Origin of the sequence: Lentzea pudingi, from assembly GCF_014646255.1 — a bacterium.
GTDB lineage: Bacteria > Actinomycetota > Actinomycetes > Mycobacteriales > Pseudonocardiaceae > Lentzea > Lentzea pudingi.
The window spans coordinates 833,729-858,911 of the sequence record NZ_BMNC01000002.1; the positions used below are offsets into that span (position 1 = coordinate 833,729).

At 68.7% G+C, this 25,183-nt stretch carries 21 protein-coding genes; 7 read left to right on the forward strand and 14 right to left on the reverse strand.

The features are described from left to right. Positions 1 to 426: 426 nt before the first annotated feature. Positions 427 to 3,378, reverse strand: a complete 2,952-nt coding sequence (gene secA / locus IEY88_RS09730; protein ID WP_189154273.1) for a preprotein translocase subunit SecA — start codon at positions 3,376 to 3,378, stop codon at positions 427 to 429. Between the two features lie 371 nt (positions 3,379 to 3,749). Continuing rightward, the gene (gene hpf, locus IEY88_RS09735) at positions 3,750 to 4,415 is read right to left on the reverse strand and encodes a ribosome hibernation-promoting factor, HPF/YfiA family (RefSeq protein ID WP_189154274.1); all 666 of its coding nucleotides are present in this window, start codon (positions 4,413 to 4,415) and stop codon (positions 3,750 to 3,752) included. Positions 4,416 to 5,405: 990 nt separating this feature from the next. On the opposite strand from hpf, the gene IEY88_RS09740 reads away from it, so the two are divergent. Further along, on the forward strand, positions 5,406 to 6,023 hold the full coding sequence (locus IEY88_RS09740; protein WP_189154275.1) for a ComF family protein: 618 nt from the start codon (positions 5,406 to 5,408) through the stop codon (positions 6,021 to 6,023). 274 nt (positions 6,024 to 6,297) lie between these two features. Here the strand turns inward: IEY88_RS09740 and IEY88_RS09745 are convergent, their stop codons facing one another. The 5 genes from IEY88_RS09745 to IEY88_RS09765 all read right to left on the reverse strand — a co-directional run bounded on the left by IEY88_RS09745 (position 6,298) and on the right by IEY88_RS09765 (position 12,234). Further along, positions 6,298 to 8,034 carry an LpqB family beta-propeller domain-containing protein gene (locus tag IEY88_RS09745; protein WP_189154276.1) on the reverse strand — a complete coding sequence of 579 codons (1,737 nt, stop codon included), beginning with the start codon at positions 8,032 to 8,034 and terminating at the stop codon, positions 6,298 to 6,300. Next, the gene (mtrB, locus tag IEY88_RS09750; protein WP_189154277.1) at positions 8,031 to 9,809 is read right to left on the reverse strand and encodes an MtrAB system histidine kinase MtrB; all 1,779 of its coding nucleotides are present in this window, start codon (positions 9,807 to 9,809) and stop codon (positions 8,031 to 8,033) included. The genes IEY88_RS09745 and mtrB overlap by 4 nt, the downstream gene beginning before the upstream one ends. 10 nt (positions 9,810 to 9,819) lie before the next feature. Then, complete coding sequence (gene mtrA / locus IEY88_RS09755; protein WP_030471262.1) at positions 9,820 to 10,497, reverse strand: MtrAB system response regulator MtrA; 678 nt, start codon at positions 10,495 to 10,497, stop codon at positions 9,820 to 9,822. 185 nt (positions 10,498 to 10,682) lie between these two features. Continuing rightward, complete coding sequence (locus IEY88_RS09760) at positions 10,683 to 11,513, reverse strand: SAM-dependent methyltransferase (RefSeq protein WP_229693214.1); 831 nt, start codon at positions 11,511 to 11,513, stop codon at positions 10,683 to 10,685. Between the two features lie 76 nt (positions 11,514 to 11,589). Next, positions 11,590 to 12,234: a dTMP kinase gene (locus tag IEY88_RS09765; protein ID WP_189154278.1), complete on the reverse strand. Its 645-nt coding sequence runs from the start codon at positions 12,232 to 12,234 to the stop codon at positions 11,590 to 11,592. 154 nt (positions 12,235 to 12,388) lie between these two features. Here IEY88_RS09765 and IEY88_RS09770 point away from each other — a divergent pair, with 154 nt between their 5' ends. Then, complete coding sequence (locus tag IEY88_RS09770) at positions 12,389 to 13,357, forward strand: helix-turn-helix domain-containing protein (protein ID WP_189154279.1); 969 nt, start codon at positions 12,389 to 12,391, stop codon at positions 13,355 to 13,357. Positions 13,358 to 13,474: 117 nt separating this feature from the next. Here IEY88_RS09770 and IEY88_RS09775 read toward each other — a convergent pair whose 3' ends face one another. Both IEY88_RS09775 and IEY88_RS09780 read right to left on the reverse strand, forming a co-directional pair. Then, complete coding sequence (locus tag IEY88_RS09775; RefSeq protein WP_229693215.1) at positions 13,475 to 15,517, reverse strand: TerD family protein; 2,043 nt, start codon at positions 15,515 to 15,517, stop codon at positions 13,475 to 13,477. A gap of 21 nt (positions 15,518 to 15,538) precedes the next feature. After that, positions 15,539 to 15,874, reverse strand: a complete 336-nt coding sequence (locus tag IEY88_RS09780; RefSeq protein ID WP_189154281.1) for a hypothetical protein — start codon at positions 15,872 to 15,874, stop codon at positions 15,539 to 15,541. 25 nt (positions 15,875 to 15,899) lie between these two features. On the opposite strand from IEY88_RS09780, the gene IEY88_RS09785 reads away from it, so the two are divergent. Then, positions 15,900 to 16,787 (forward strand): helix-turn-helix domain-containing protein, encoded by an 888-nt coding sequence (locus IEY88_RS09785; RefSeq protein ID WP_229693269.1) that lies wholly within the window; start codon positions 15,900 to 15,902, stop codon positions 16,785 to 16,787. Between the two features lie 119 nt (positions 16,788 to 16,906). Here IEY88_RS09785 and IEY88_RS09790 read toward each other — a convergent pair whose 3' ends face one another. From IEY88_RS09790 to ahcY, 3 genes are all read right to left on the reverse strand, one after another. Then, complete coding sequence (locus tag IEY88_RS09790) at positions 16,907 to 17,371, reverse strand: hypothetical protein (RefSeq protein ID WP_189154283.1); 465 nt, start codon at positions 17,369 to 17,371, stop codon at positions 16,907 to 16,909. A 15-nt stretch (positions 17,372 to 17,386) separates the two neighbouring features. Beyond that, positions 17,387 to 17,995 (reverse strand): T6SS immunity protein Tdi1 domain-containing protein, encoded by a 609-nt coding sequence (locus tag IEY88_RS09795; protein WP_189154284.1) that lies wholly within the window; start codon positions 17,993 to 17,995, stop codon positions 17,387 to 17,389. 66 nt (positions 17,996 to 18,061) lie between these two features. Further along, a complete protein-coding gene (gene ahcY / locus IEY88_RS09800) occupies positions 18,062 to 19,525 on the reverse strand; it encodes an adenosylhomocysteinase (protein ID WP_189154285.1) in 1,464 nt (487 codons plus the stop codon). Between the two features lie 98 nt (positions 19,526 to 19,623). On the opposite strand from ahcY, the gene IEY88_RS09805 reads away from it, so the two are divergent. Further along, positions 19,624 to 22,020, forward strand: a complete 2,397-nt coding sequence (locus IEY88_RS09805; RefSeq protein ID WP_189154286.1) for a hypothetical protein — start codon at positions 19,624 to 19,626, stop codon at positions 22,018 to 22,020. Between the two features lie 56 nt (positions 22,021 to 22,076). Then, the gene (locus IEY88_RS09810; protein WP_189154287.1) at positions 22,077 to 22,601 is read left to right on the forward strand and encodes a GNAT family N-acetyltransferase; all 525 of its coding nucleotides are present in this window, start codon (positions 22,077 to 22,079) and stop codon (positions 22,599 to 22,601) included. On the opposite strand, the gene IEY88_RS09815 is transcribed toward IEY88_RS09810, so the two are convergent. Next, entirely contained in the window at positions 22,594 to 23,172 is a 579-nt protein-coding gene (locus IEY88_RS09815) for a TetR/AcrR family transcriptional regulator (protein WP_229693216.1), read from the reverse strand. The genes IEY88_RS09810 and IEY88_RS09815 overlap by 8 nt on opposite strands. A 77-nt stretch (positions 23,173 to 23,249) precedes the next feature. On the opposite strand from IEY88_RS09815, the gene IEY88_RS09820 reads away from it, so the two are divergent. Together IEY88_RS09820 and IEY88_RS09825 are read left to right on the forward strand one after the other, a co-directional pair. Then, complete coding sequence (locus IEY88_RS09820) at positions 23,250 to 23,729, forward strand: DUF2975 domain-containing protein (protein ID WP_090067324.1); 480 nt, start codon at positions 23,250 to 23,252, stop codon at positions 23,727 to 23,729. Further along, entirely contained in the window at positions 23,729 to 23,947 is a 219-nt protein-coding gene (locus tag IEY88_RS09825; RefSeq protein ID WP_189154289.1) for a helix-turn-helix domain-containing protein, read from the forward strand. Before IEY88_RS09820 ends, IEY88_RS09825 begins: the two co-directional genes overlap by 1 nt. Here the strand turns inward: IEY88_RS09825 and IEY88_RS09830 are convergent. Continuing rightward, on the reverse strand, positions 23,939 to 25,174 hold the full coding sequence (locus IEY88_RS09830) for a glutamate mutase L (RefSeq protein ID WP_189154290.1): 1,236 nt from the start codon (positions 25,172 to 25,174) through the stop codon (positions 23,939 to 23,941). The genes IEY88_RS09825 and IEY88_RS09830 overlap by 9 nt on opposite strands. Positions 25,175 to 25,183: the final 9 nt, after the last annotated feature.

The following is a 25,183-nucleotide window of genomic DNA, read 5'->3' on the forward strand; positions in this document are numbered from 1 at the left end:
GAAGACGGGCCGGTGCCGGTCATCGCCGCTGCGCGACGATAGCGATTGGGGCTTGACCTTGAGCCTCTAGCTGGATGCACATATCGGCCTTAAAAGGCCGGGCTCGAAGTGCCCGGCCGATCCCTGCAACGGTCGCATCCAGCTCCTCAAGGTCAAGCCCCAATCGCCGAGCTGGGCACGTCACCACCGCCACCCGGTAGACCTAGGTTCACACGCCTCGGCTGCGCCATTGCGTTGAGAGGCAGGCTGCTGGCTCCGCCAGCCATCCCGCGATCCCAACCGACGCGCGATCCCAACCGACCCGCGATCCCAGCCATCCCGCGTTCCCGCCCGCCCTTCCGCCATCCGGCCATCCCGAGCCCCAAACGCCGCGTGAGCCGCGCTCCCGAAGGAACGCGGCCCACGCGGTGGTGGTGCGGTGAACGACTAGCGGTTCTTGTTGCGGTTGTTCTTCGCCGCCTGGCGGGCCGCCTCGCGGCGCTCCTTGCGGGTGCCGCCCTGCTGGCCTGCCGCGCCGTCCGGCTCGCCGTGTTCCTCGACGCCGCCGTCCTCGGCCGGGCCGCTGTAGCTCAGGTTCTGCTGGCCCGGGGCGCCGAGGCCCTTGCCGCGCAGGGCGGGCGGGATGGCGTTGCCGCTGGCCAGCTGGGCCATCGCCGGGCCGGAGGGGGCTTCGGGCTGGCGCTGGGCTTCGGCCTGTGCGGCTGCTGCCGCGCGGGCGCGGGCTCGTGCGCCGGTGCCTCCGCCGTTGCCCGAGACCTGCGGGAGGGCCTGCGGGGCCGCGCCCAGGGTCACCGGGACCTCGGGCTGGGCCGGGGGCTCCGGCTCCGCCGCTTCGACCTGGAGGTTGAAGAGGAAGCCGACGGTTTCCTCGCGCAGCGCGTCGAGCATCGCGTTGAACATCTCGAAGCCCTCGCGCTGGTACTCGATGAGGGGGTCGCGCTGCGCCATCGCGCGCAGGCCGATGCCCTCCTTCAAGTAGTCCATCTCGTAGAGGTGCTCGCGCCACTTGCGGTCCAGGACGGACAGCAGGACGCGGCGCTCCAGTTCGCGGATCGCGCCTGCGCCGACTCGGCTGTCGATGTCGGCCTCGCGGGCGCGGTAGGCGTCCATCGCGTCGTTCACGAGGAGGTCGCGCAAGTACTCGCGCGTGACGTCCTCGTCGGACTCGAGGATCTCCTTCGGGTCCAGCGAGACCGGGTAGAGCGTCTTGAGGGCGGTCCAGAGCTTCTCGAAGTCCCAGTCCTCGGCGTAGCCGTCGGCGGTGGCGCCGTTGACGTACTCCTCGACGACGCTCTCGATCATGTGCTCGACCTGCTCGCGGAGGTCTTCTCCCGCGAGCACGCGGTGGCGCTCGGCGTAGATCACCGTGCGCTGGCGGTTCATGACCTCGTCGTACTTGAGGACGTTCTTGCGGATCTCGAAGTTCTGCTGCTCGACCTGGGTCTGCGCGCTGCGGATGGCGCGGGTGACCATCTTGTGCTCGATCGGGACGTCGTCCGGCACGTTCAGGCGCGTCATGACCATCTCGACCATGGACGCGTTGAAGCGGCGCATCAGTTCGTCCTGCAGGGACAGGTAGAAGCGCGACTCACCGGGGTCGCCCTGACGGCCGGTGCGGCCGCGGAGCTGGTTGTCGATGCGGCGCGACTCGTGGCGCTCGGTGCCGAGCACGTAGAGGCCACCGGCCTCGCGGACCTCGTCGGCCTCCGCCTTGCCCAGGGTCGTCAGTTCCTCGACGACCTTCGCCCACTCGGCCTCGTACTCCTCCGGCGTGGTCACCGGGTCGAGGCCGCGGTCGCGCAGCTCGTGGTCGGCGATGATGTCCGGGTTGCCGCCCAGCACGATGTCGGTACCGCGGCCGGCCATGTTCGTCGCGACGGTGACGGCGCCCTTGCGGCCCGCCTTCGCGATGATCAGCGCCTCGCGGTCGTGGTGCTTCGCGTTCAGCACCTCGTGCGGGATTCCCCTGCGCACCAACAGCTTCGACAGGTACTCGGAGCGCTCGACGCTCGTCGTGCCGATCAGGACCGGCTGGCCCTTCTCGTGCTTCTCGGCGATGTCGTCGGCGACGGCGTCGAACTTCGCCTCCTCGCTCTTGTAGACGAGGTCGGGCTGGTCCTTGCGCTGCGGCGCGCGGTTCGTCGGGATCGGGACGACACCCAGCTTGTAGGTCTGGTGGAACTCGGCCGCCTCGGTCTCGGCGGTACCGGTCATGCCGCCGAGCTTCTCGTAGAGGCGGAAGTAGTTCTGCAGCGTGATCGTGGCGAGAGTCTGGTTCTCCGCCTTGATCTCCACGCCCTCCTTGGCCTCGATGGCCTGGTGCATGCCCTCGTTGTAACGGCGACCGGAGAGCACACGACCCGTGAACTCGTCGACGATCATGACTTCACCGTTGCGGAGGATGTAGTCCTTGTCGCGGTTGTAGAGCTCCTTCGCCTTGAGGGCGTTGTTCAGGTAGCCCACCAACGGCGTGTTGGCCGCCTCGTACAGGTTGTCGATGCCGAGCTGGTCCTCGATGAACTCCACACCGAGCTCGGTGACGGCGACCGTGCGCTTCTTCTCGTCGTACTGGTAGTGGAACGACTTCGACTTCTCCTCGATGACCTCGATGCGGTCCTTCTGGGAGAGCTGGGTGACGTCGATGCCGCGCATCCGCGGGACCAGGCGCGCGAACTCCGTGTACCAGCGGGCCGACTGCTCGGCCGGGCCGGAGATGATCAGCGGCGTGCGGGCCTCGTCGATGAGGATCGAGTCGACCTCGTCGACGATCGCGAAGTAGTGGCCGCGCTGCACGCACTCGTCGAGGCTCCACGCCATGTTGTCGCGCAGGTAGTCGAAGCCGAACTCGTTGTTCGTGCCGTAGGTGATGTCCGAGTTGTACGACGCGCGCCGCTGCTCCGGGGTCATCTCGGAGAGGATCGCGCCGACGGTCATGCCCAGGAAGCGGTGGACGCGGCCCATCCAGTCCGCGTCGCGCTTGGCCAGGTAGTCGTTCGTGGTGATGACGTGGACGCCCTTGCCGGCGATGGCGTTGAGGTAGACGGGCATGACCGAGGTCAGCGTCTTGCCCTCACCCGTGCGCATCTCGGAGATCTGACCGAGGTGCAGCGCCGCGCCACCCATCATCTGGACGTCGTAGGGGCGCTGGCCGAGGGTGCGCTTCGCGGCCTCACGGGCCACGGCGAACGCCTCCGGCAGCAGCTCGTCCAGCGACTCGCCCTCGGCGTGGCGCTTCTTGAACTCCTCGGTCTTGCCCCGCAACTCGGCGTCGGAGAGGTCCACCACCTCGTCTTCCAGGTGGTTGATGTGCTGTGCGATGTTGCGGAGGCGCTTGAGCATCTTGCCCTCGCCGGAGCGGAGCAGTCGGGACAGCACCATCTGGATAGACCTCATCACCTGTATCGCGGCGCGCCCACGTCGGACGCCTTTCCCCTGCCCATCGTAGGCAAGTCGCCAAGATGTGTGCACGGACACAGGCGGAATGGGACCCCTGACCTGGTATGTGCAGGTCAGGCGCGGTTTCTGCGATCTTCCCAGACCACCTGTCGCCGTTGCCCCCACCTCGGCTACTGGTGTGGAGAACGCATGAGGGCCGCGCAAAGGTTCCTGGTCCGGCGGATTTCACCTTCACGGTGAACGCCGTGGCGCCAGATGAGCCCGACCGGCGGTAGACGCCAGGACGCGCGCCGCCGCCCCGCACACGAGAGGTGCGAGGCGGCGGCGGTCGAAGGAACGAGGGTCGAGCGGGGTCAGGCCAGCCTGATCACGCCGTAGTCGAATCCCTTCCGGCGGTAGACGACACTCGGGCGTCCGCACTCGGTGTCGGCGAAGAGGTAGAAGTCGTGTCCGACCAGTTCCATCTCGTAGAGGGCCTGGTCGACGGTCATCGGTTTGGCGGCGTGCTCCTTCTCGCGTACGACGCGTCCGGGCAACTTCTCTTCGAGGCCGTCGTCCCAACGCTGCGTGGGCACTTCCGCCATGCCCTCGTAGTCGGCCTCGGGGGCGTCGAGCACCGCGGTCTTGGCGCGGCGCGACGTCATGCTTTCGCCTGCGGACGGGTCAGCCAGTCCGCTTGTCGCTTCGGCCACCGAGATCGGGGCCCGCGCCCCGTGGTGGACGCGCCTGCGGTCGTGCGACCGACGCAGACGGTTCTCGAGCTTCGCGACCGCAGCATCCAGCGCGGCGTAGAAGTCGCCCGCGCAGGCTTCGGAACGGACCACAGGTCCACGTCCCTTGCCGGTGATTTCGACCCGCTGGCAGTTCTTCGACTGGCGGCGGTTCGGCTCGTGGAAGAGTTCCACGTCGAAACGGATGACCTTGCGGTCGTAGCGCTCAAGCCGGGCCAGCTTTTCGGCGACGTGAACCCTGTAGTGATCGGGCACCTCGACGTTGCGGCCCTTAACGACGATGTCCATACACGACCTCCCTCGCTTTGCTGCGAGCTATGGCTGGACTGCATTTAAAACGCCGTGGCGATCTTGGATCGCAGATGTGTCGCAGAGGGTCGTCTCCCTCAGCTCTCACGGCGCCAGGATCATGGGCTGTTCGCCTCCTCCCCGCGGGCCGAGAACGCTGATAGCGGTGCACGTTAGCTTGGGATTCACCGTCGCGTAAGCCCCCTTGCCGGGGGAACGACGAGATTTTTCGGTGACTACACAGCGCGACGACTCCGCGTTGCCAGTCGTTTCCCGAGCGTGCGCCGAACCAAACGCGGCAACGCTTCGCTCACCCGAACGGCGCACACCGGCACCGGCACTCGACGGCAGTCTCGCTGCGTCGAACGGGTCCAGTCGCGGCCTCATACCCAGCCAACGGGCGACCCGCTCGTCATGTTCCCGAAACCGGGGGGAGATCGATTCCGAACCACTCGGCGGACGCCTGTCGCACTTCTTCCGACCGAGCCGAGCGGCGCGGATGCCCGATCACAGCCCTGTCACGCCCGGCTGAACGGGGGATTTAGCCCAATGACGGACAAGGCAGTCGATCACCGGCACAGCGGGACGTAGCGCCTATTCAATCAATAACCGCTGGTCAGCTCCATACGTGAATAGTCGTTAACTTCTCGGGCGTCTAGCGGACGTGCGAGCGGGCCACCCCGAGAGGTGATCGTCGGAGGGCTGACACCGTTGATCGACGGCCCCGCAAGCGGACGCCTCAGTTCTGAAACGTCCGCTCAACAGTCGTTGGGACAAACGGGTCGAAACGAGTTACAGGATCTTGGAAGATCGTCACAGAACTCGCGCCGAGCAGGGCATTTCTGCCGCAAGGGGACGCCCCGGAGATCGACAACGTCACCGGAACTTCACCCTTGTGGGCGGTGCCGAAAGACCCCGCCGGGCCCTTTCCGGACCCGTTCCCGGATCCGGCCCGAATTTTCTGTCGGACCTCGCCGCCATCCTGTTCCCATGACACCTCTCGACCTGCTCGTGCCGGCCATCTGCTCGGGCTGCGGCCGCTCCGGCACGGAGTGCTGCGCCCGATGCCTCGACGCGTTCGGCCCGCCCACCCGTCTCCAGGTCCCCGGCGTGGGGCCGCCTGTGTGGACGCTGGCCGCCTATCACGGCGCCGCGAGGGAGTTGGTGCTCGGCTTCAAGGAACGCGGCGCACGAGCCCTCGCAGCCTGGTTCGGCGCACTGGTCGCAGCAACGCTGGTGACGGTCGGCCCTCCACCTTGGACGCTCGTCCCCGCACCATCACGCCGCAGTGCCGCGCGGGACCGCGGCGGCGACCACATGCTGCGGATCGCCTGGGAGGCGGACATCGCCACCGTCGCGCCCGTGCTGGGACTGGCACCTGGTGTGGCCGATTCGGTGGGACTGGGCCCTGGGGCGCGAAGGCGGAACCTGGAGGGGCGGGTGCTGGTGCGTGGTCCGTCGCCGCCGGGGACCACCGTGCTGCTGGACGACGTGGTCACCACCGGGGCCACGGCGTCGGCTTGTGTGCGCGCTCTGCGGCAGGCCGGGGTGCGGACGAACGCGGTGCTGGTGCTGACGTCGGCACGGCCGCACCGGCCGGGGCAGTGAGGTGACACGGAGGCCGGGCCGGGAGGCGAGGCGGGCGGGAGGCGGGAGGTGAGGCGGGCGGGAGGCGGGAGGCAGTGAAGCCCGGCACGCACCAGCCGAGCCGCGCTTGCTTGCATCAGCCTTGCCGCGCCTGCTTGTCGGCTAGCCCGCGTCCCACCAGCCCGCGTCTGCCCCATCCGCCTTTGCCGCGTCGCGTCTGCCCAACCAGACCGCTCGGTCCCATCCGCGTCTGCCCAGCAAGCCCAACAGCCCCAAGCAGACCCGCTCGCCGACGTCAGCCCGGGTAGAACACCAGCGCGCCCGCCGGCACCCGGATCCCGCTCGACCGCCACACATCAGTGATGTCCGAAGCCGACCACAACCCGGAAGGGTCGACCACCTGCACCTGACGCGCCGCCGCGGCCGCCACCGAGCCCACGGGCACGGTGAGGTTCGACTGGCTGTAGCGGTCCATCTTGTAGCCGTCCGTGTAGACCCTGGTGACAGGCCACGAAGGCAGTGAGGAGGAAACCACCAGCACGTCCTGCGAGAGCCAGTCGATGGACTGCACGGACGCGCCCAGGGTCGACGGTTGCAGCTGCCGCGGGGAGCGCAGGGACACGTCCTGGTTGTTGCGCACCACCGAGGCGATGTAGAGCTTGCCGGCGATCACCAGGGCGGCACGGGTGCCGTCGCGTGAAAGGCGCAGTTCGCTGATCGAGCCGAACGGCAGCAGGTCGGTGATGTTCACGCCCTTGGCGGTCCAGCTGCCGTTGTCGGAGCGGGTCACCCTGGCCACCTGGGTGCCGTTGGCCGTCGTCCAGACCTCGGTGGCCGGTTCCTTCGGGCCGCTCGAGAGCAGCCAGGTCGGTCTGGTGAGCGTGGTGGCGTTCAGGTCCACCTCGGACAGGTCCGACTCCAGCTCCCCCACTCGCAGCCGCATCGAGCCGCCTGCGCGGGAGACCACGGCGAGTCTCGAGCCGTCGAGGGACTGGGCTGCCGAGACGACGCTGTAGGCGCCGGTGCCCGCGGGGCCCTTGACGGGGGTGCCGTCGGTCAGCGAGCGGACGGAGCCGTCCGCCACGATCATGCCCTGGAGGTTCGCATTCAGTGCCAGCAACGCCTCGCCCGCGGTCGCGGACACGTCGGACGGCCGGAAGTCGCGCTGGTCCGGCAGGATCTGCTGGCCGTCGACGAGCACTCGCAGGCGGGACGAGGTGACACCCGAGAGGGACTTCACGACCTGCGCGACGATCTGCTTGCGCTTCTCGGGGGTCAGGTCCTTGCCCACGTTGGTGAGGTTGACCTCGAGAGCGCCGTCGTCGGATTCGAGGGTGTCCGAGAACTTGTCGGTGTCCGGGCCCAGTGCGCTCACCAGGGTGTCGCGGACGGCGTCGCCGGGGCCCGCGATCAGCAGTTCGGTCACGCGCGTCGGGATCGAGGTCGCCGGCGGGATGACGACGTAGCGCGGGTCCGGCACCAGGACGGTGAACTCGGGGTTGTAGAAGTACAACGTCACGCGGCGGTACGTGGTGTTGAACAGGTTCTGCGGCATGTAGATGCCGGGAGGCGGTTCGGAGATCCGCCACTGGTTCTCGTTGTTGCGCTCGACCTTCACCGGCCTCTGGAAGTCGCCGAGCTGCGGGACGAACGCGTTGTCGCTGCCGAGCCTGCCGACGTACTTGCCTTGCAGCAGCACGGTCTGCGTCTTGTCCTGCGGTGCCTGCGAGGTCGGCACGGTCGAGAAGCCGGACTCGATGATCGTGGGGTTCTTGGTGTCCCACTTGCGGCTGGCGTCCTCCGTCATGAACGCGCGGGCGGCCGCGTAGTTGTTGTCCGGGTTCGAGGTCGCGTCGATGAAGTCGCGCACGAGCATGAACGGGTCGATGTTCTCGCGCGGTTCCGGTGCGGTGAGGGTGCTGGACGCCTTGTTGTCCTTCGACCCGATCGGTTTCGGCTGGGTGTTCGTCGGGATCGCGGCGCACCCGGCCAGGGTGACGAGCACGAGCACCAGCAACGCCAGCCGCTTCACCGCACCTCCTCCGAAACCTCGTCCAACTTCGACCTCGACACCGGCTCCGACACCGCGGGAGTCCCGTCGACGGGCTCCGCGGGCTGCCAGGTGATCTCCTCCGGCCGCAGCTCGATCTCGCCGGGTTCCTCCTCGACGATCGGCTCCTCGACCACGGCCACGGGTTCGAGCTCGATCGCGGGCGCCAGCGGCAACGGGCTCTCGCGCAGCTCCTCGCCGTGCCTGCGCGGCAACGTCAGGCGGAACACGGCACCGTGGCCGGGCTCGCCCCACGCCTCCAGCCAGCCGCCGTGCAACCGGGCGTCCTCCAGCGAGATGGAGAGACCGAGGCCGGTGCCGCCGGTGCGGCGGTTGCGCGACGGGTCGGCGCGCCAGAAGCGGCTGAACACCAGTTCGGCCTCGCCCTGGCGCAGCCCGACGCCGTGGTCCCGCACGGTGATCGCGACGGCGTCGTCGTTGCCGCGCATGGTGAGTTCGACCGGCTGGCCCTCGCCGTGGTCGATGGCGTTCGCGAGCAGGTTGCGCAGAATCCGTTCCACGCGGCGGGAATCGAGTTCGGCGACGAGCTCGGAGTCGGGCAGGTCCAGCACCACCGGGGAGTTCGCGCTCGTCGAGATCGCGCGCACCGAGTCGTGCGCCCGGCGGGCCAGCACGCGGATGTCGACCTGGTCCGCGGTCAACTCCTCGACACCGGCGTCCAGCCGCGAGATCTCCAGCAGGTCGCCCAGCAGCGACTCGAACCTGTCGAGCTCGTCCACCAGCAGCTCGGTGGACCGGGCGAGTCCGGCGGGGAACTGCTCACGCGAGGCGTGCAGGACGTCCGCGGCCATGCGCACCGTCGTCAACGGGGTGCGCAGCTCGTGCGAGACGTCGGAGGTGAACCGGCGTTGCAGCTGGCCGAACTCCTCCAGCTGCTTGAACTGCGCCTGGATCGACTCGGCCATCTCGTTGAACGACTCGGCCAGGCGCGCCACGTCGTCCTCGCCGACGACGTGCATGCGTTCGTGCAGGGTGCCGTCCGCGAACCGCTCCGCGACCTCGGCGGCCTGCCGCACCGGGCGCACCACCTGGCGCGTCACCAGGTTCGCGATGAGCGCCAGCAGGACCAGGAGCACGACGCCGCCGACGGCCAGGGTCGACTGCACGACCTCGGCCGTGCGCTGCTCGGCGGTCAGCGGGAAGATCAGGTACAGCTGCATCGAGCGCGCGGACGTGCTGATCGGCAGCCCCACGACGAACAACGTGGTCTGCGCGCCGTCGCGCTGCACGGTGTGGATCTGGGTGCCGGAACCGCCGTCCTCGACCATCTCGCGCAGGCCGCGCGGCACGTCGTCGAGCTTGCCGACGGACGGCACCCGCCCGACACCGGCCGAGCTCTGCCCGTCGGCCAGCACCGGCTCGAACGCGCCGGCGCCCGCCGTCGTGGCGTCCGTCCCGGTGCCACCGACGGCGAGCTTGTTGATCGCGCTGGTGAACCGCGTCTGCACGCTGTCCGGGCCGGGGTTCAGGCCGACCAGGTCGGACTGGATCAGGTTGCGCGAGGCCAGCGCCTGCCGCACCGCGGCCTCGTCCTTGGTGCTCAGCAGCTGGTTGGTGATCTGCATCTGCAGGACCATGCCCAGCACGAACACCACGGCCGACGAGAGCGCGAGCGTGGACACGACGACGCGCAGCTGCAGCGAACGACGCCAGAGGTCACCAAACGCGGCCCATCGCTTACGCGCTTCCTCCACGAGGAACTGCGCCTTCGCGATGGCCGGCCGTACGAACTTCATATGCCACCTGTCACGGAGGGCCGGCCTTGTACCCGACACCGCGGACAGTCAACACCACCTCGGGGTGTTCCGGGTCCCGTTCGACCTTGGAGCGCAGCCGCTGCACGTGGACGTTCACCAGGCGCGTGTCGGCGGCGTGGCGGTAACCCCACACCTGCTCGAGCAGCACCTCGCGGGTGAACACCTGGCGCGGCTTGCGGGCCAGCGCGACGAGGAGGTCGAACTCCAGCGGCGTGAGCTGGATCGGCCTGCCCTCGCGCAGCACCTCGTGGCCGGGAACGTCGATCGTCAGGTCGCCGATCTGCAGCACCTCGGACGGCTCGGCCTCGGTGCGCCGCAGGCGCGCCCGGATGCGAGCGACGAGCTCCTTGGGCTTGAACGGCTTGACGACGTAGTCGTCCGCGCCGGACTCGAGGCCCAGCACCACGTCGACCGTGTCGCTCTTCGCGGTGAGCATCACGATCGGCACGCCCGACTCGGACCTGATCGCCTTGCAGACGTCGATGCCGTTCATCCCCGGCAACATCAGGTCGAGCAGCACGAGGTCGGGCTTGAGCTCGCGCAACGCGGGCAGGGCACGGGCACCGTCGGCGACCACCGCGGTGTCGAAGCCCTCCCCGCGCAACACGATCGTCAGCATCTCCGCCAGGGCGGGGTCGTCATCGACGACGAGCACGCGTGCCTTCATACCCAACATCGTTGCACTGCCGGTCGCGCGTTCGCGCACCGCCCACGCTCCGTTGCTGCTGGTGGCGATGTGCGCTCGTTCGGTAACCGGCCGGAACTGTCGTTCCACGTACCCCACCCCGCCCCGTTTGACCTGCTCGTCGCGGGAGTATCCGCGCGAGGATCACCTTTCGTTACCGGCTGTTGTCAGGCCGTGCGAACGGCCGAGGCCAGCCAGATGCGCGCGTCACCTACTTTCCGCGGGTCGGTGATCGCCGGGACCGCCCGGTCGTGCCGCGCGGCCAGGTCGACCTGATGGGTCACGCGGGCGTCCCAGCCGTAGCCGGCGAGCCACTCGACCGGGTCCTCCACGTCGGACTGCCAGCGGGCGTCGAGCGCGTCGAACCGCTGGTGCACGGGCTTCATCTGCGGCAGCTCGCGGAAGGCGCGGTTGACGTGTTCGAGCGCGAGCGTGCTGCCGGCGGCGGACAGCGCGCTCACCCAGTAGAGGACCTGCTCGCCCGCGTCCGGCGGCAGGAACATGAAGAGGCCCTCCAGCAACCACGCCGTGGGCCTCTTCGGGTCGAAACCGGCGCGTATCAGCGCCGTCGGCCAGTCGTCGCGCAGATCGCTCGGGACGACGACGCGTTCACACGTGGGGTGCGCGTGCTGGTCGCGCAGGGCGTCTTCCTTGAACTCCAGCAACTCGGGTAAGTCGAGTTCGAAGAGCTTCGTGCCCGGCGGCCACCGGAGCCGGAACGCTCTTGTGTCGAGGCCCGCCGCCATGATCACGACCTGGGGTTGCGGCGTGGCGAGGAGCTCGTCGTCGAAGTAGCGGGTGCGCAGGACGAAGTGATCACCCGCGAGGGTGCGGACGCCGTTCAGATCGCTCGCGGAGCCGGCGGCCTCCACGAGTCCTGCGGCGAGCGGGTCGTCGAAGAGGCGGCGGAGATGGCCTTGCTCGTTGGCGCGGGCGGCAGCGATCAGCACCGCCGTACGGGCGACACCGACCGGGGGGCGCTGCAGGACACGCTTCAAATCGCGATCCCCTATTCACTCACAGTGACAAACCGGACACTCGATCGTGTCAATCGGTACGCACGTGAGCGACCACTCAAGGAGTGAAGAGCGGTTCCAGAAGCGAATGAAAGTTCACGTTTGACCGCCCGTCCACCACTTGCCACGGCGCGAGCCAGCCGATCTTCGCCAATCCGTCGTAAACCACACCGCATCTGGCCTGCAGCGAGCCATCGGATTCATAAATGTCCCGGGCACGGGACTCATCGCTCTGCTCCCGCCTGGCCGCCCGCTCCGCCGCGACCTCGACGGGCACGCGCAGCAGCAGGTGGAGATCGGGGACGGGCAGCCCGAAGCGTTCGACCTCCAGCTCGTGCACCCACCGCACGAACTCGCCGTGCTCGTCCTGGTGCAGCCGCGCGGCGCTGTACGCGGCACTCGACGCGACGTACCGGTCGAGCAGGACCACGTCGTGCTCTTCGAGGTCCTTGCGGATCTCGTCGGCCGCGCCGCGCCGGTCGAGCGCGTAGAGGACGGCCATCCCGTAGACCGAGTCGCTGAGGTCGCCGAGCCTGCCGTACAGGCCGTCGCGGACCAGGTCAGCGTGCACGCTGATGCCGTAGCGCGGGAACGCGTGACTGGCCACGGTCCTGCCCTGGGAGGCCAACGCCTCGGTCAGGCCGTTGGCGAGAGTGCGCTTGCCGGCCCCGTCCAGACCTTCGATCACTACGAGCTTTCCCACGCGAAAACCCTAACGGGAGCCCCGACGGGACCGGGTCCGGCCACTCACACGGCGGCAGGACGTCCCCCACACGGGCGAAATCCGATCTTTCGATCACCAGAACGAGTGACTACGGTGAACAGTCACACGGCGCGTGTGAAGGGTAGGTGCCGCGGTGGCCGCGGATTCCGGGCACGCCGGGTCGGTCGACGAACCGATCGGGCTCCCGACCGGGGGTCTGCCGACCCCTCTCGCCGAGACGCTGCGCTACGGGCCGTTCCACCGCGCATTGCGCGAGGCGATCGCCCACCGGGGCCTCTCGCTCGCACGGCTGCGCGCACATCTCGAGCAACTGGGTGTCCAAGTGGGCCAGTCGACGCTCTCGTACTGGCAACGAGGTCTGCGCCATCCCGAGGTGCCGCGCGCCATCAGCACGGTGCGCGCGCTGGAGACCGTGCTGCGCCTACCGCCGTCGTCCTTGTTGGACCTCATCGGCCCGCGCAACGCGAACAGCTACGCGCCCCGCCCGGTCGCGACGTGGCCGGAGCAGGCGCCGCTGCTCGCGACGTTCGACTCCGTACCAGAGGCCGCGCGGGGCAACGCCGACCTCGAAGTGCTCTCGGTGCACGACACCGTCCAGTTGGGCATGCACCGCGAGCAACGCTCCATCACCACACGTCTCGTCGTGCGCGCGACACGGCAGGGGCCGGACCGGTACCTGGCGACGCACCACGGCGACGACGGCTCGTTGATCGAGAACGCGATGGTGAGAGCCGGCGAAGGCTGCCGGCAGGGGCGGCTGCGCCGGGAAAGCGCTTCCCGCAACCTCGCCGTGGAGATGCTGTTCGACCGGCGGCTCGCGGCGGGCGAGGAGCACGTCTTCAGCTTCACGATCGTCGACGACACCGGCAACGCGACGCCCGGCCACCACCGGACGTTCCGCGACACCTGCGGCTCGTACCTCGTGCAGCTCTCGTTCCACCGGCGGGCGATGCCCGCGCGCTGCATGAAGCAGTTCCTGGCCTCGGCCGACGCGACGCCGGTCGACGTCGACGAGCTGGTGTGCGGCCTCGGCGGCGTCGTCAGCGCTTACTTCGGTGACGTCGGGCCAGGCATCGCGGGCATCGCCGTCGAGTGGAACTAAAGCTGGGCGAGGAAGGCGAGAGGGCTAAAGACCGGCGCTCCGAAGAGCATTCCGGTTCCGGAGTTAGAAGGAAGCCCTCTCATGGCCTCGCGATTCCCACGTTAGCAGCGAAGCGGGTCAGTCCGACAGCAGTTTCCCGAGTTCCGCCACGGTGGTCACGGATCCGCTCTCGTCCCGCGCCAGCGCGATGCGGATCGCCGGAGCATCCTTTGTGGACTCCTTGCGCGCGAACAGGTCCCGCACCCTCGTCACGGTGAAGTACTTGCGCCGCAACGCCGCTGCGGCGATCAGCTTGACGATGTCACGGTTCTCCTCGACGCGGTTGCCCCACGCCGAACCGCGCAGGTACAGGTGCAGCCAGGTGCCGAACCAGGTGTCACCCTCCCGTTCGAACATGATCGGGAGCGCGACCTTTCCCTTGCCGCGCATGGAAGAGCGCGCTCGGACCGTGCTCGGCTCGAACGGCTTGCCCATCTGGTCGAGGTCACGGCTCATGAACCCGAACATCGACTCGGCGACCTCGTCGAACCCCTCGCCCGAGTACACGTTCACCTGCGGTACCACGTACCTGGCGTTCACCGCGTCCCGGTGCACGTCGATGAACTCCGTCGCGCCGTCCGAGGCATCGGTCACGTCGCCTGAGTAAAAGGCGCCGTCCTGCTGGAGCCGCGTCCACGACACGTGCCCCTGAAACTGGAAGTTCTCGTCCAGCAGCACTGCGGACAGGTCGTAGTCGGTCCGCTTCACGTGCTGGCGCCAGTGCACGAAGAACCGCAGCACGTCGCCGTCGAACCAGAGCTTCGACCCGCGCGGCAGCACGCCGAAGCCTTCCTCGGTCCCGGAAACCGGCACCACCACGTCGAGCACCTCGTCGTCCACGACCAGCTCCGAGTACTCCGGCAGCCTGCGGACCAGCTCGTTCTCGACCACCTCGACGATCGCCGCGACCTGCGCGGGGTCGAGCGGCGCGCGTTCGTCGTCGGCGATCCACACCCTGCGGGCACGGGTCGCGAAGACGCGCGCGGTGTCCGGCGTCGTGCGGTTGGAGAGGTGCTCCAGCACCGAGATGAGGACGCGACTCGACACCTCGGGCACAGCCGTCTCGACGAGCGCGGCGAGGTTCGGCGCGCCGTTGCGCAGGAGCCTGTCGACCTGCCGCAACAACATGCCAGGAGCCTTCGACAGGATCTCGGCCGCACGCTCGACGTCGTTGTTCACGAACGCCATCTCGACCTGCCCGGCGAACGACCGCGCGACCTTCTCCCGGCGCGCCACCGCGAACACGTCCTGCGCCCGTTCGAACGGGTGCTCGTGCGGGTGCAACCGCTCACCGAGCCGCTTCCACGCCTCGCGGTGCTGACCGATGTCACCGAGCTTGCTCTCCGCGACCTCGTTCAACGCCCCCAGCAACGCCCGGCGCTCAGGCCGGCGGAACGACCGGAAGCGCGTCGGCTCCTCGAGCGTGACGTCTCCCCCGGACGCCTCCGCCGCGAGGCGCAGCACGTCGGTGACGGTGTCGATGTCCTTGAGCGGCCGTTGCGCGACGAGCCGCGCGGCGTTGAGGATCGCGCGGTTCTCCCGCACGGGCACGTCGAACGCGCCGTCGTCACCGAGCACGGCCAGCTCACCGAGCAACATCCTGTCGTTCTCCGCCAACGGGATCGGGCTCGTGGCGAGCTCCTCGAACAGCCGCTGAACCTCTTCTTCCAGCGTGCCACCGAGGTGCACGACCGTGACACGGTCCTTCAACGACGGGATCAGCTCGTCGTGCGCGCGCAGCATCTCCTCGTACGAGTGCTGGACGCGGCCGTACTTGGGCAGGTCGAGGAGATTGTTCGTGGGCTCGAGGCCCTGCTCCAACGCGTCCCGCACGCACTCCCACCAGAACGTGAGGGTGTCCGGCACGTTGTGCGGGAACTCCTTGAAGTACGGGTTGTGCTGCCCGCGCGCGCCGATCAGCTCCTTGACCGCCCGCACGACCTCCGCGGCGAACTCCTCGGCATCGGCGAGCGCGCCCACGTGTTCCAGCAGGTCACGGCCGGCCTTGAAGCCAGACCGGATGAGCGCGGCGTCCAACTGCCTCGCCACGGCGGCACCGTCGCCCGGCGCACCGTCCGAAGTGGGCACGCGCAGGGTCTTCTTGATGATGGTCGTCCGCACCACGCCAGTAAAACCCGCACGTCAACCGAGTTCCAGCAACACTTCGTCGTACTGCGCACGCCCGAACACGAACGGCCCGACCCCGGGGTACTCGCGCCCGCCGCGATGCGGCCGCCGGAACCCGCTCCAGACGATCGTGTCGCCGTCAGCGGTGATGTCCGCGACCAACGGCCCGCACGCCGCGATGCCGCAGTCGCAGCCGAGCACCAGCCGTGCCTTGCCGGGTTGGAACGGCTTGGCTTCGAGGTCTTCCTGGCGCACACCGCTGAAGGCTTCGAACCAGTCGGTGAGCGGGGTGCCGTCGACGAGCGGCACGAACACGTCCTCGTACACGCCCTCGTGGGGCACCCTGGCCATTCCGAGTTCCACCCGTTTGGGCACGATGTTGTTTTCCCTCCATCGCCTAACGTCAATTTTCATGAACGGCGATCCATCCACTCCGTACAGCCGTGACCTGGGCGACGAGCTGCGCCAGACTCGCGAGCAGTGGACAACCTTCCGCGCCAGGAAGATAGCCAAGATGCTCGGCTGGGATCCGGGGAAGGTCTCCAACATTGAGCACGGCAAGGTCCGCGCGAGCGAGATCGACATCGTCCAGTTCCTCGGTCGGTGCGGCCGCAGCCAGGAGTTCATCACCGACTTCCTGACGAGGTATCGGTCCGCGTTCGACCTCTACTTCGTGCAGGCGCCGGACAAGCTGCGCACGTTGTCGATGGCCGAGTCGAGCGCGGAAAGCCTCTTCACGTACAACCTGGCGCACCTGCCAGGCCTTTCGCAGTCCAAGGAGTACACGCAGGCCGTGTACGAGGACCGCGCTGTGCTCCCTCCGGACAAGATCGAGGCGGCTGTTCGATTCCGCTCCGAGCGGACAACGCTCTTGCGACGGCACGATCGGCCGCTATGCACCTTTTTCATCCACGAGAACGCCCTGAGGCTCAACGTAGGTGGCCCTGAGGTCATGGAGGACCAGCTGATGAGGCTGCTCTTCAACACGCATTCCATCAGGGTTGTTCGTGCGGCGAGCGGTGCGGCGGGTGTCTACCTGGCCGAATACGTGCTGTGGAACTTCGAGAAGCGCAGCACCGTGGCCTACGCGGAATCTGAGATCGCCCAGGTGTTCGTGCAGGACCCGTCCGGCGTCAAGGACTGCAAGAAGATCTTCGAGCGTCTGGACTCGATAGCGCTCAGCGAGGAGCAGTCACGCGCGATGGTCGCGGATCTCGCCAGTCGAGCCAGGGAAGACCACGGCAGGCAGTTGTCGCTCACGTGAGAGCTGCGGCGCGGGCGGTCGGCGGCGGTTTCATGATCGCCAGAAGTGTCGGTGCTACCTGCAAGAATTAAAGAAGGGGTCCCCTTGGCGGGGGACCCCTGCGTCAGCGTGGCGGGTCTTCATCCGCTGAGTTCGGTCGGCACCGGCAGCCCCAACGCCGCCAAGAACCGCCGCGTCTTCACCTCGACGAACACCTCACCGTCGTCGATCTCGTCGACGTCCTCCGACTCGTCCCACTCGAACGCCTCGGGGTCCTCGTCCTCGGCCAGGTAGGCGAGCAACTCGGCCTGCTTGGCCGGCACGTCGCCGCCGGAGTTGAGCAGCCCCCACCACGCGGCCAGGCCGGCTGCCTCGCGCAGGGTGTCCGTCGGGTCGGACGCGTTGGGGTTCTCGAAGTAGGTGCGCGGCGTCAGGCCCAGGTAGGCGACGCCGGAACCGGGGCCGGCCGGGGTGTAGACGACCGAGGTGATGTCGCTGTCGTGGATGTCGATCCACAGCGACGGCTCCGCGAGGGACGGCAGTTCGCCCTCGGACAGGGTCTTCCACGAGCCGTGCTCGAAGGCGTAGGTGCCGAAGAATCCCACCGTTGCCACCATTCCCTAACTGATCTCGACGCTGCTGATCGACGTGCCGTCCGGGAGGTCCTTGACCTTCGCCCACAGCTGACCGTGGACCGACCAGTAGACCTCTTCGTCGACCACCTCAAGATTCTCCACGTCACCCGCGCCGCCGAGGAACAGCGGCCTCTTGAAGCCGACGCACGTGCCTGCGGGCTCGCGTTCCGGGTGCAGGGTGCGCCAGAGGGTGAACAGGTCCTGGGCGAGGAAGGTGTCCGGGTCTTCGAGCGCGTACTCGTCGAGCAGGTCCGGGATGGTGCCGTCGAGGCTGTGCACGCTGCCGGCACCGGGGTCCAGCAGCATCACCATCGCCCCGCGGCGCAGGTCGAGCACGTACTGGCGGCCCGTCCAGTCCTGGGCGAACGGGCGGAACCGCGGTGCCCACTCCGGCCACATGAGGTTCGCCAGGCCCTGTGCGCGGCGGGCCTCGTCGTCGGTGAACACGCGGAGGATGCCGTCGCCGAACGAGAGGCCCGCGGCCGTCGTCACCAACTCGGCCAGGCCCGGCACCTGGCGCAACGGCTCGATGTTCGTCGGCGGCGACGCGACGCCCGCGTCCAGCGGGTACGCGGTGGTGAAACGTTCGAACACGTGTTGCTCCCCCGAAAAGGCGACGAGCCCTCGCCTGCAGCAGGCGAGGGCTCGTCGAAAGGCAAATCAGTAGCGGTAGTGCTCCGGCTTGTACGGGCCCTCGACGTCGACGTCGATGTACTCGGCCTGGTCCTTGGTGAGCTTGGTGAGCTCGCCGCCCAGCGCCTCCAGGTGGATGCGCGCGACCTTCTCGTCCAGCACCTTCGGCAGGCGGTAGACCTCGTTGTCGTACTCCTTGAACTTGGTGAACAGCTCGATCTGAGCGATCACCTGGTTCGAGAAGGAGTTCGACATGACGAACGACGGGTGGCCGGTGGCGTTGCCCAGGTTCATCAGGCGACCCTCGGACAGCACGATGATCGTGCGGCCGGTCGGGAAGACCCACTCGTCGACCTGCGGCTTGATGTTGTTCCTGCGGATGCCGGGGTAGCGCTGCAGACCGGCCATGTCGAGCTCGTTGTCGAAGTGGCCGACGTTGCCCAGGATCGCCTGGTGCTTCATCTGGGCCATGTGCTCGACGGTGACGACGTCCTTGTTGCCCGTCGTCGTGATGACGATGTCCGCGATCGAGATGACCGACTCGAGCTTCGCGACCTGGTAGCCGTCCATGGCGGCCTGCAGGGCGCAGATCGGGTCGATCTCGGTGACGATGACGCGGGCGCCCTGGGCGCGCAGCGACTCCGCGGAGCCCTTGCCGACGTCGCCGTAGCCGCAGACGACCGCGACCTTGCCGCCGATCAGGACGTCGGTGCCGCGGTTGAGGCCGTCGACCAGCGAGTGGCGGATGCCGTAGCGGTTGTCGAACTTCGACTTCGTCACGGCGTCGTTGACGTTGATGGCCGGGAAGAGCAGCTCACCGGCGGCAGCCAGCTGGTACAGGCGCATGACGCCCGTCGTGGTCTCCTCGGTGACGCCGCGGATGTCCTCGGCGATGTTCGTCCACTTCTTGGCGTCCTTCTCGAGCGACGCGCGGAGCGTGTCGAGAACGATCGCGTACTCCTCCGAGTCGTCCTCGGAGGTCGCCGGGACGACGCCCGCCGCCTCGTACTGGACGCCCTTGTGGACGAGCAGGGTGGCGTCGCCACCGTCGTCCAGGATCATGTTCGGGCCCTTGCCGTCCGGCCAGGTGAGCATCTGCTCGGCCGTCCACCAGTACTCCGGCAGGGTCTCGCCCTTCCACGCGAAGCAGGCGACGCCCTTGGGCTCCTCCTCCGTGCCGTGGGGGCCCACGACGACGGCAGCCGCCGCGTGGTCCTGCGTCGAGAAGATGTTGCAGGAGGCCCAGCGCACCTCGGCGCCCAGGTCAACCAGGGTCTCGATCAGGACGGCCGTCTGGATCGTCATGTGCAGCGAGCCGGAGATGCGAGCGCCCTTGAGCGGGTACGCCCCGGAGTACTCGCGGCGGAACGCCATGAGGCCGGGCATCTCGTGCTCGGCCAGACGGATCTCCTTGCGACCGAACTCGTGGAGCGACAGGTCGGCCACTGCGAAGTCGATGCCGTTGCGGGTCTGCAACCGGTCCGCGGTCATTACGAAGTCCTCCAGGGCACTTCAACGAGGGTGTCGTCCGACCATACCGCCCGCTGATGCACCACTATGTCCCCCACGTCAGGTGAGGGAGGTCTCGGGTGTTGATTACCGGCCCGGACACACGTGTCGTCGAACTGCGCGTGCACGGCGTTCAAGGAACAACGCCGCAGACGTTGGTCGACGCCGTTGCGGCCGTGGACGTTGCGGGAGACGGTCTCGGGCGCATCGTGCGACCGGCGGACAGACTCCGCAGGCCCGCGCCCGGACCAGTATTGCAGACCGACGGCCGGCCCATTCCCCGCGTGGTCGAGGGGTATCTGTGGGGCGGGATGACGTCCGGCGGTGTGGCCAAGGCCACCTGGGCGTTGCTCTTCCCCTTCAGCATCGCGAACGTCGCGCACTGGATGCTCCCGCCCGTTCCCGAGCGGAACCTGCCCGCCCACCTGCTCGGCATCGGCCTGCGGTCGTTGCTGCGGGTCTTCGCCCTGCTGCTGACGGCGTTGCTGATCGCGCAGATCTCCGTGGTGAGCCTGGACCTGCTCGCGGCGCAGTGCCTGCGTCCCGGTACCGCGTGTCTGACCAGCATTCCGGCCGACGTACGTGCCTTTCCCTGGTTCCGGACCTTCCTGGGGCTGCTGCCGATCCTGCTGGTGATCGCGGTGATGCGCCGGATCTCGCACGTCGAGTGGCGGATCGAGCGCAAGGAGATCGCCGAGGCGGAGGAGCAGGAGAAGCAGCCCGCCTCCGGACTGCCCGGCGCGCACGTCGCGACGGACCCGGACACGCCGGCGTTGCGGTCGCTGCACGTCGTGACGGCGCTGGCGGTGGCGGCGCTGATCGCACTCGGCGGGCCGTTGAAGCAGCTCACGGCCACCGGTGGGATGGGCGTCGCGATCACGGTCGCGTGGATCGTCTCGCTGGTGCTCATCGGGCTGTCCGTGCTCGGCGTACTGCTGCTGGACGACCCCACGGGCGGTGCGCCTCATCGCGGCGGACGGTGGTTGCGTGCGGCGTTAGGGCGCAAGCCGCGGCGGCTGCTCGTGGTGTTCTCGCTGCTTCTGGTGCTGACGACGCTCGGACTGCAGGAGCAAGTGCCGTTGCGGGTGCCCGGCGCGGACGTGACCGTGCAGGTCGTGGCGTTGCTGATGGCGTTCGTGCTGTTGCTGTTCGGGCTGATGCTGGCTCCGGCGGCGCTGATGGCCCGCAAGTCGTGGAGCTCGTTGCCACGCGAGTTGCGGCCGTGGGCTGGCGGCTGGTTCGCGGCTCCCGTGCTGGCGATCGGCGGGTTGCTCGGCGGCGGTTTCGGTGCCGGGGTGGCGTTGCCGGTGCGCAAGGCGCTGGGCTCCGACCTGCACCTGCCGATCGGCTACGACTACATCACCCTGCTGTGGGGCGTGGCGGGTGTGCTGGCGCTGCTCAGCACGCTCGCGGTCGCTTCGTTCACCAGTGCCGTGCGGTGGCGGGCGTTCCGCAAGGGCAAGGAGTGGGCGCGAGAGGCCTCGTTGCTGCACTCCGGCCGGATGCGCGACCTCCGCACCGCGACGCGGGCGTGGTGGTGGGCGCGCTGGGAACGCAACCACGGCCACCACATGATCATGATCGTGGCGTCCGTGCTGGTGCTCGGTGCCGTGCTGGCTTCGTTGATCCGGCTGCGGAACGTGCCGCTGGCGGAGTGGGCAGACCCGTTCTCGGCCTTCGGCGTGTTCGTGCTGGGCCTGCTCGCGGTGTCGTTGCTGCGTGCCGTGTACCTGGCCGCGCGCCAGCCGGAGTCGGGCCGGCGGCTCGGCATCATCGCGGACATCGCGCAGTTCTGGCCGCGCGAGGCGCACCCGATCGTGCCGCCCTGCTACGCGCTGAAGGTCGTGCCGGAGCTCGTCGCCCGCGTCGAGGACCACCTGCGCGACCCGGGAACCCGCGTAGTCCTCTGTGGACACTCGCAGGGCTCCCTGCTGGTCGCGGTGGCCGCGGCCCGGCTGCTGGAGGACCTGCCCGCACACGACCGCGAACGGATCGGCCTGGTGACGGCCGGTTCGCAGCTGCAGTGGGCCTACCCGCGGGCGTTCCCGGCCGTGGTGCCGCACGCGTCGCTGGCGAGGCTGGCCGGCGGCCTGGACGGACGCTGGCGCGCGCTGTGCCGGGGCACGGACCCGTTGGGTGGCGCGGTGATGACGTGGCGGCGGCAGGTGTTCGACGGCATGTTGCTCGGCGTCGGCTACCGGGAGGACGGCTCGGAGGGCGCGCTGGCACCTGCGTTGCGCGGGCCGACCGGGGCGTTGGTGCTGGGTGGCGACCACTGGCTGCCGGACCCGCAGCGGGGGCCGTTCCCGGGGCGGCGGTGGCGGTCCGGGGTGTCGGCGCACTCGGACTACACGTCGGACCCGGAGTGGGACCGGGCGGTGGCGATCGCGGCAGGGCTGGTGCGGGTGGACGCGCCGGAGTCGCCCTCGCTGCCGTTCGCGCGGAGGCCGGAAATGCGGTCGCGCGACGCTCTATGAGGCTCTTAGTCTGCACGTGTAGATGCACGTGTGCGAGTGCGTAGGAGCGTGTGATCGTGCTGACCGGTGACCTCGTCCGACTGCGCCCCGTGGAACCGGAGGACGCCGACGCGTTCCACCGCTGGCACAACGACGAGGAAGTGATGCGGTGGCTGCAGAGCTACTACCACTCGTCGCTGGCCTCGGACCGCAAGCGCTTCGCCGACCGGCAGGAGAACTCGTACGAGAAGGTCACCTTCTGCATCGAGACGCTGAAGGACGGCAAGCTGATCGGCGTTGTCGTGCTGCGCGATGCGGATCCGGTCAACGCGCGCGCCGAGGTCGACATCTACATCGGCGAGAAGGACCACTGGGGTGGCGGGTACGGCACTGACGCGCTGCGCACTGTCTGCCGGTACGGGTTCGACACGATGCGGCTGCACTCGATCGAGCTCGGTGTCGTGGAGGCGAACGAGCGGGCGATCAAGTCGTACAAGAAGGTCGGGTTCCAGGTCGACGGACGGTTCCGGCAGTCGTTCTTCCGCGACGGCGAGTGGCACGACGCGTTGCTGATGTGCGTGTTGAAGGACGAGCTCACCTGAGGGCCGGCGCGAGGTGGCCGATCGCCTCGCGCAGGTGGTCCTCGATCGACGTCGCCGAGACCACGGCCAGTCCGGACGGGCGCAGGTCCACCCAGCGCCGCACGGCGAGGCGGGCGGCCGCTGAGACGGCGGCCGCCAGCACCTCGGCGGCTTCCTCGGACTTGCCCGACCGTGCGGCGATCACGTCGGCGATCGGCGGTTCCATCTCCACGACCGAGTCGAGGTAGGCCGCGCGCAACGCCGGTGACGACGTGATCAGCGCGACGGCCTCGGTCGGTGGTTCGCGGTACTGCTCGGTGAACGCGGCGATGATCGAGTCGACGAGTGGTTCGCCGGAAGGCCTGGCGTGCAACGCTTCCGCGACCCGCAAGGCCCTGGAGGCCGTGATGCCGGCGACGATCGCGTGCTCGCGGCTGGCGAAGTAGTTGTTGTAGGTGCGCGGCGAGACGTTCGCCGCCTCGGCGATCTCGTCGACGCGCACCTCGTCCACGCCCTTCTCCAGGGCGAGCCTCAGCGCGGCGGCCGACAGGGCCGCTCGGGTCTCGGTCTTCTTGCGCTCGCGCAGTCCCACGGCGATCACTGTAGAGACCTGTTGCGACACGATCACTACCGATTGACTTTCGATAGATCATTACCGATACTCGATGCATGATTTCTGAACGTTGGGCGGTGACGGCGCTCCGGGTGTTCCTGGTGGCGCTGTTCGGGATCCTCGTGATGCTGGAGACGTTCTCGATCCCCGGCCAGTACGCGCACATGGCACAGCAGAACCCGGACGAGGCCCATCTGAGGTGGCCCTCGACGATCGTGTCGATCTTCTGGATCGTGTGCGTGCAGGTGGTGATCGTGGCCACCTGGAAACTGCTCACGCTGGTGCGCAAGGATCTGATCTTCACCGAAGGCGCGATCAAGTGGGTCAACGTGATGGTGTGGGCGATCGCCGCGGCCTGGGCCGTGCTCGTGGGCGTGTTCATCTGGATCGGCGTCAACGCCGACGACCCGGGCGTGATCGTGTTGTTCTTCCTGTTCACGTCGGCGGTCTCGGTGGTCGGCCTCGTGCTCGTGGTGATGCGGGCGCTGCTCAAGCGCGCGACGGAACTGCGGGCTGACATGGAATCGGTGATCTGATGGCCATCGTCGTGCGCATCGACGTCGAACTGGCCAAGCGCAAGATGAGCGTCGGCGAGTTCGCGGAGAAGGTCGGGCTGACCCCCGCCAACGTCGCGGTGCTGAAGAACGGGCGCGCGAAAGCCGTGCGCTTCAGCACTTTGGAGGCCATGTGCCGGGTGCTGGAGTGCCAGCCCGGCGACCTCCTCGAGTTCGTCGAGGACGACGAGTCAGCCTAGCCTTTTCGCCAGTCGGTCGGCGGCCTCGAGCCGCCCCGACCCGGCGAGCAGACCCACTGGCGCCAGCACGTAGTCGCGGTCGACGGTGATCTCGGCGGTCCGGAGCACCGGCCGCAGCACCGGGTCGGCGCGCAGGGCCTCGACGACCGGCGTGATGTCCGGTGTGTGCCGGAAGACCCCGCCCGACAACACCAGCAGGCCCGCGCCGTGGGGACCGAGCTGACCGTCGACCTGCCTGAGATGACGGCGCACGGCCAGGATCGCCGCGAACGACGCCAGCTGCACGTCTACGGCCGGGTCGTCCGCGAGCCAGTCGACGTTCTCGGCGCGGAACTGCGCCTCGGCGGTCAGGTCCTCGGTCGTGAGGCGTTCGGCCAGCGCTTCCTTGACGACTCCGGGCGCGGACCAGCGCATGCCCAGATCACCCTCGACGGTGCGGCGGTCCGGCGGCAGCGCGACCGTCCTCTCCAGACCCTCACTGTCCACAGTCGACACAGCGGAGTACACGTCCGTGGTCGCGCCACCGACGTCCACCACCAACACGGCGCCCTCGCGGTCCTGCTGGGCCAGCCGGGACACGCCCGCCAGCACCGCGTCCGGTGTCACGGCCCGCACGAGCTGCCGGAACCGCGGCCCGCGCGACAACCCCTTGCCGCCGATCACGTGCTGCAGGAACGCCTCGCGAATCGCCCTGCGCGCGGGTTCCGGGGCGAGCTGACCGACGTCCGGCAGCACGTTCGGGCAGGCCACCACGGTCCGCTTCGCCAGCAGCCCCAACGCTTCCGGCTGCGCCTCGACGTTGCCCGCCAGCACGATCGGCACGGCCACGCGGGCGAGCTTCGCGGCGTTGTGCAGCAGGACCTTCTGGTCACCGCCGTCCGTGCCGCCGACCAGCAGGACCAGGTCCGGACTGCTCGCCCTGAGTGCCTTCACGTCGACCGGGCCCGCGCTGACGTGCACGACCTTGGCGCCCGCGCTCAACGCCACCCGATAACCCGCCTCGGCGCTGACGACCCGTTCCTGGCCGACGACCGCGAGCCGGAGGCCCCCGCCGGCCGACGAGCACGCGAGGATCTCGCCGTCACCGACCTGAGACCGCAGCGCGTCGATGCCCCGCAGCACCTCCGGCGGCGTGGTCGGGTGCTGCCCGGTGTCGACCAGCTCGCCCTCGTCGGTGACGAGCGCGGCCTTGGTCCAAGTGGAACCGACGTCGAGGCAGAGGATCACGGGGTTAGC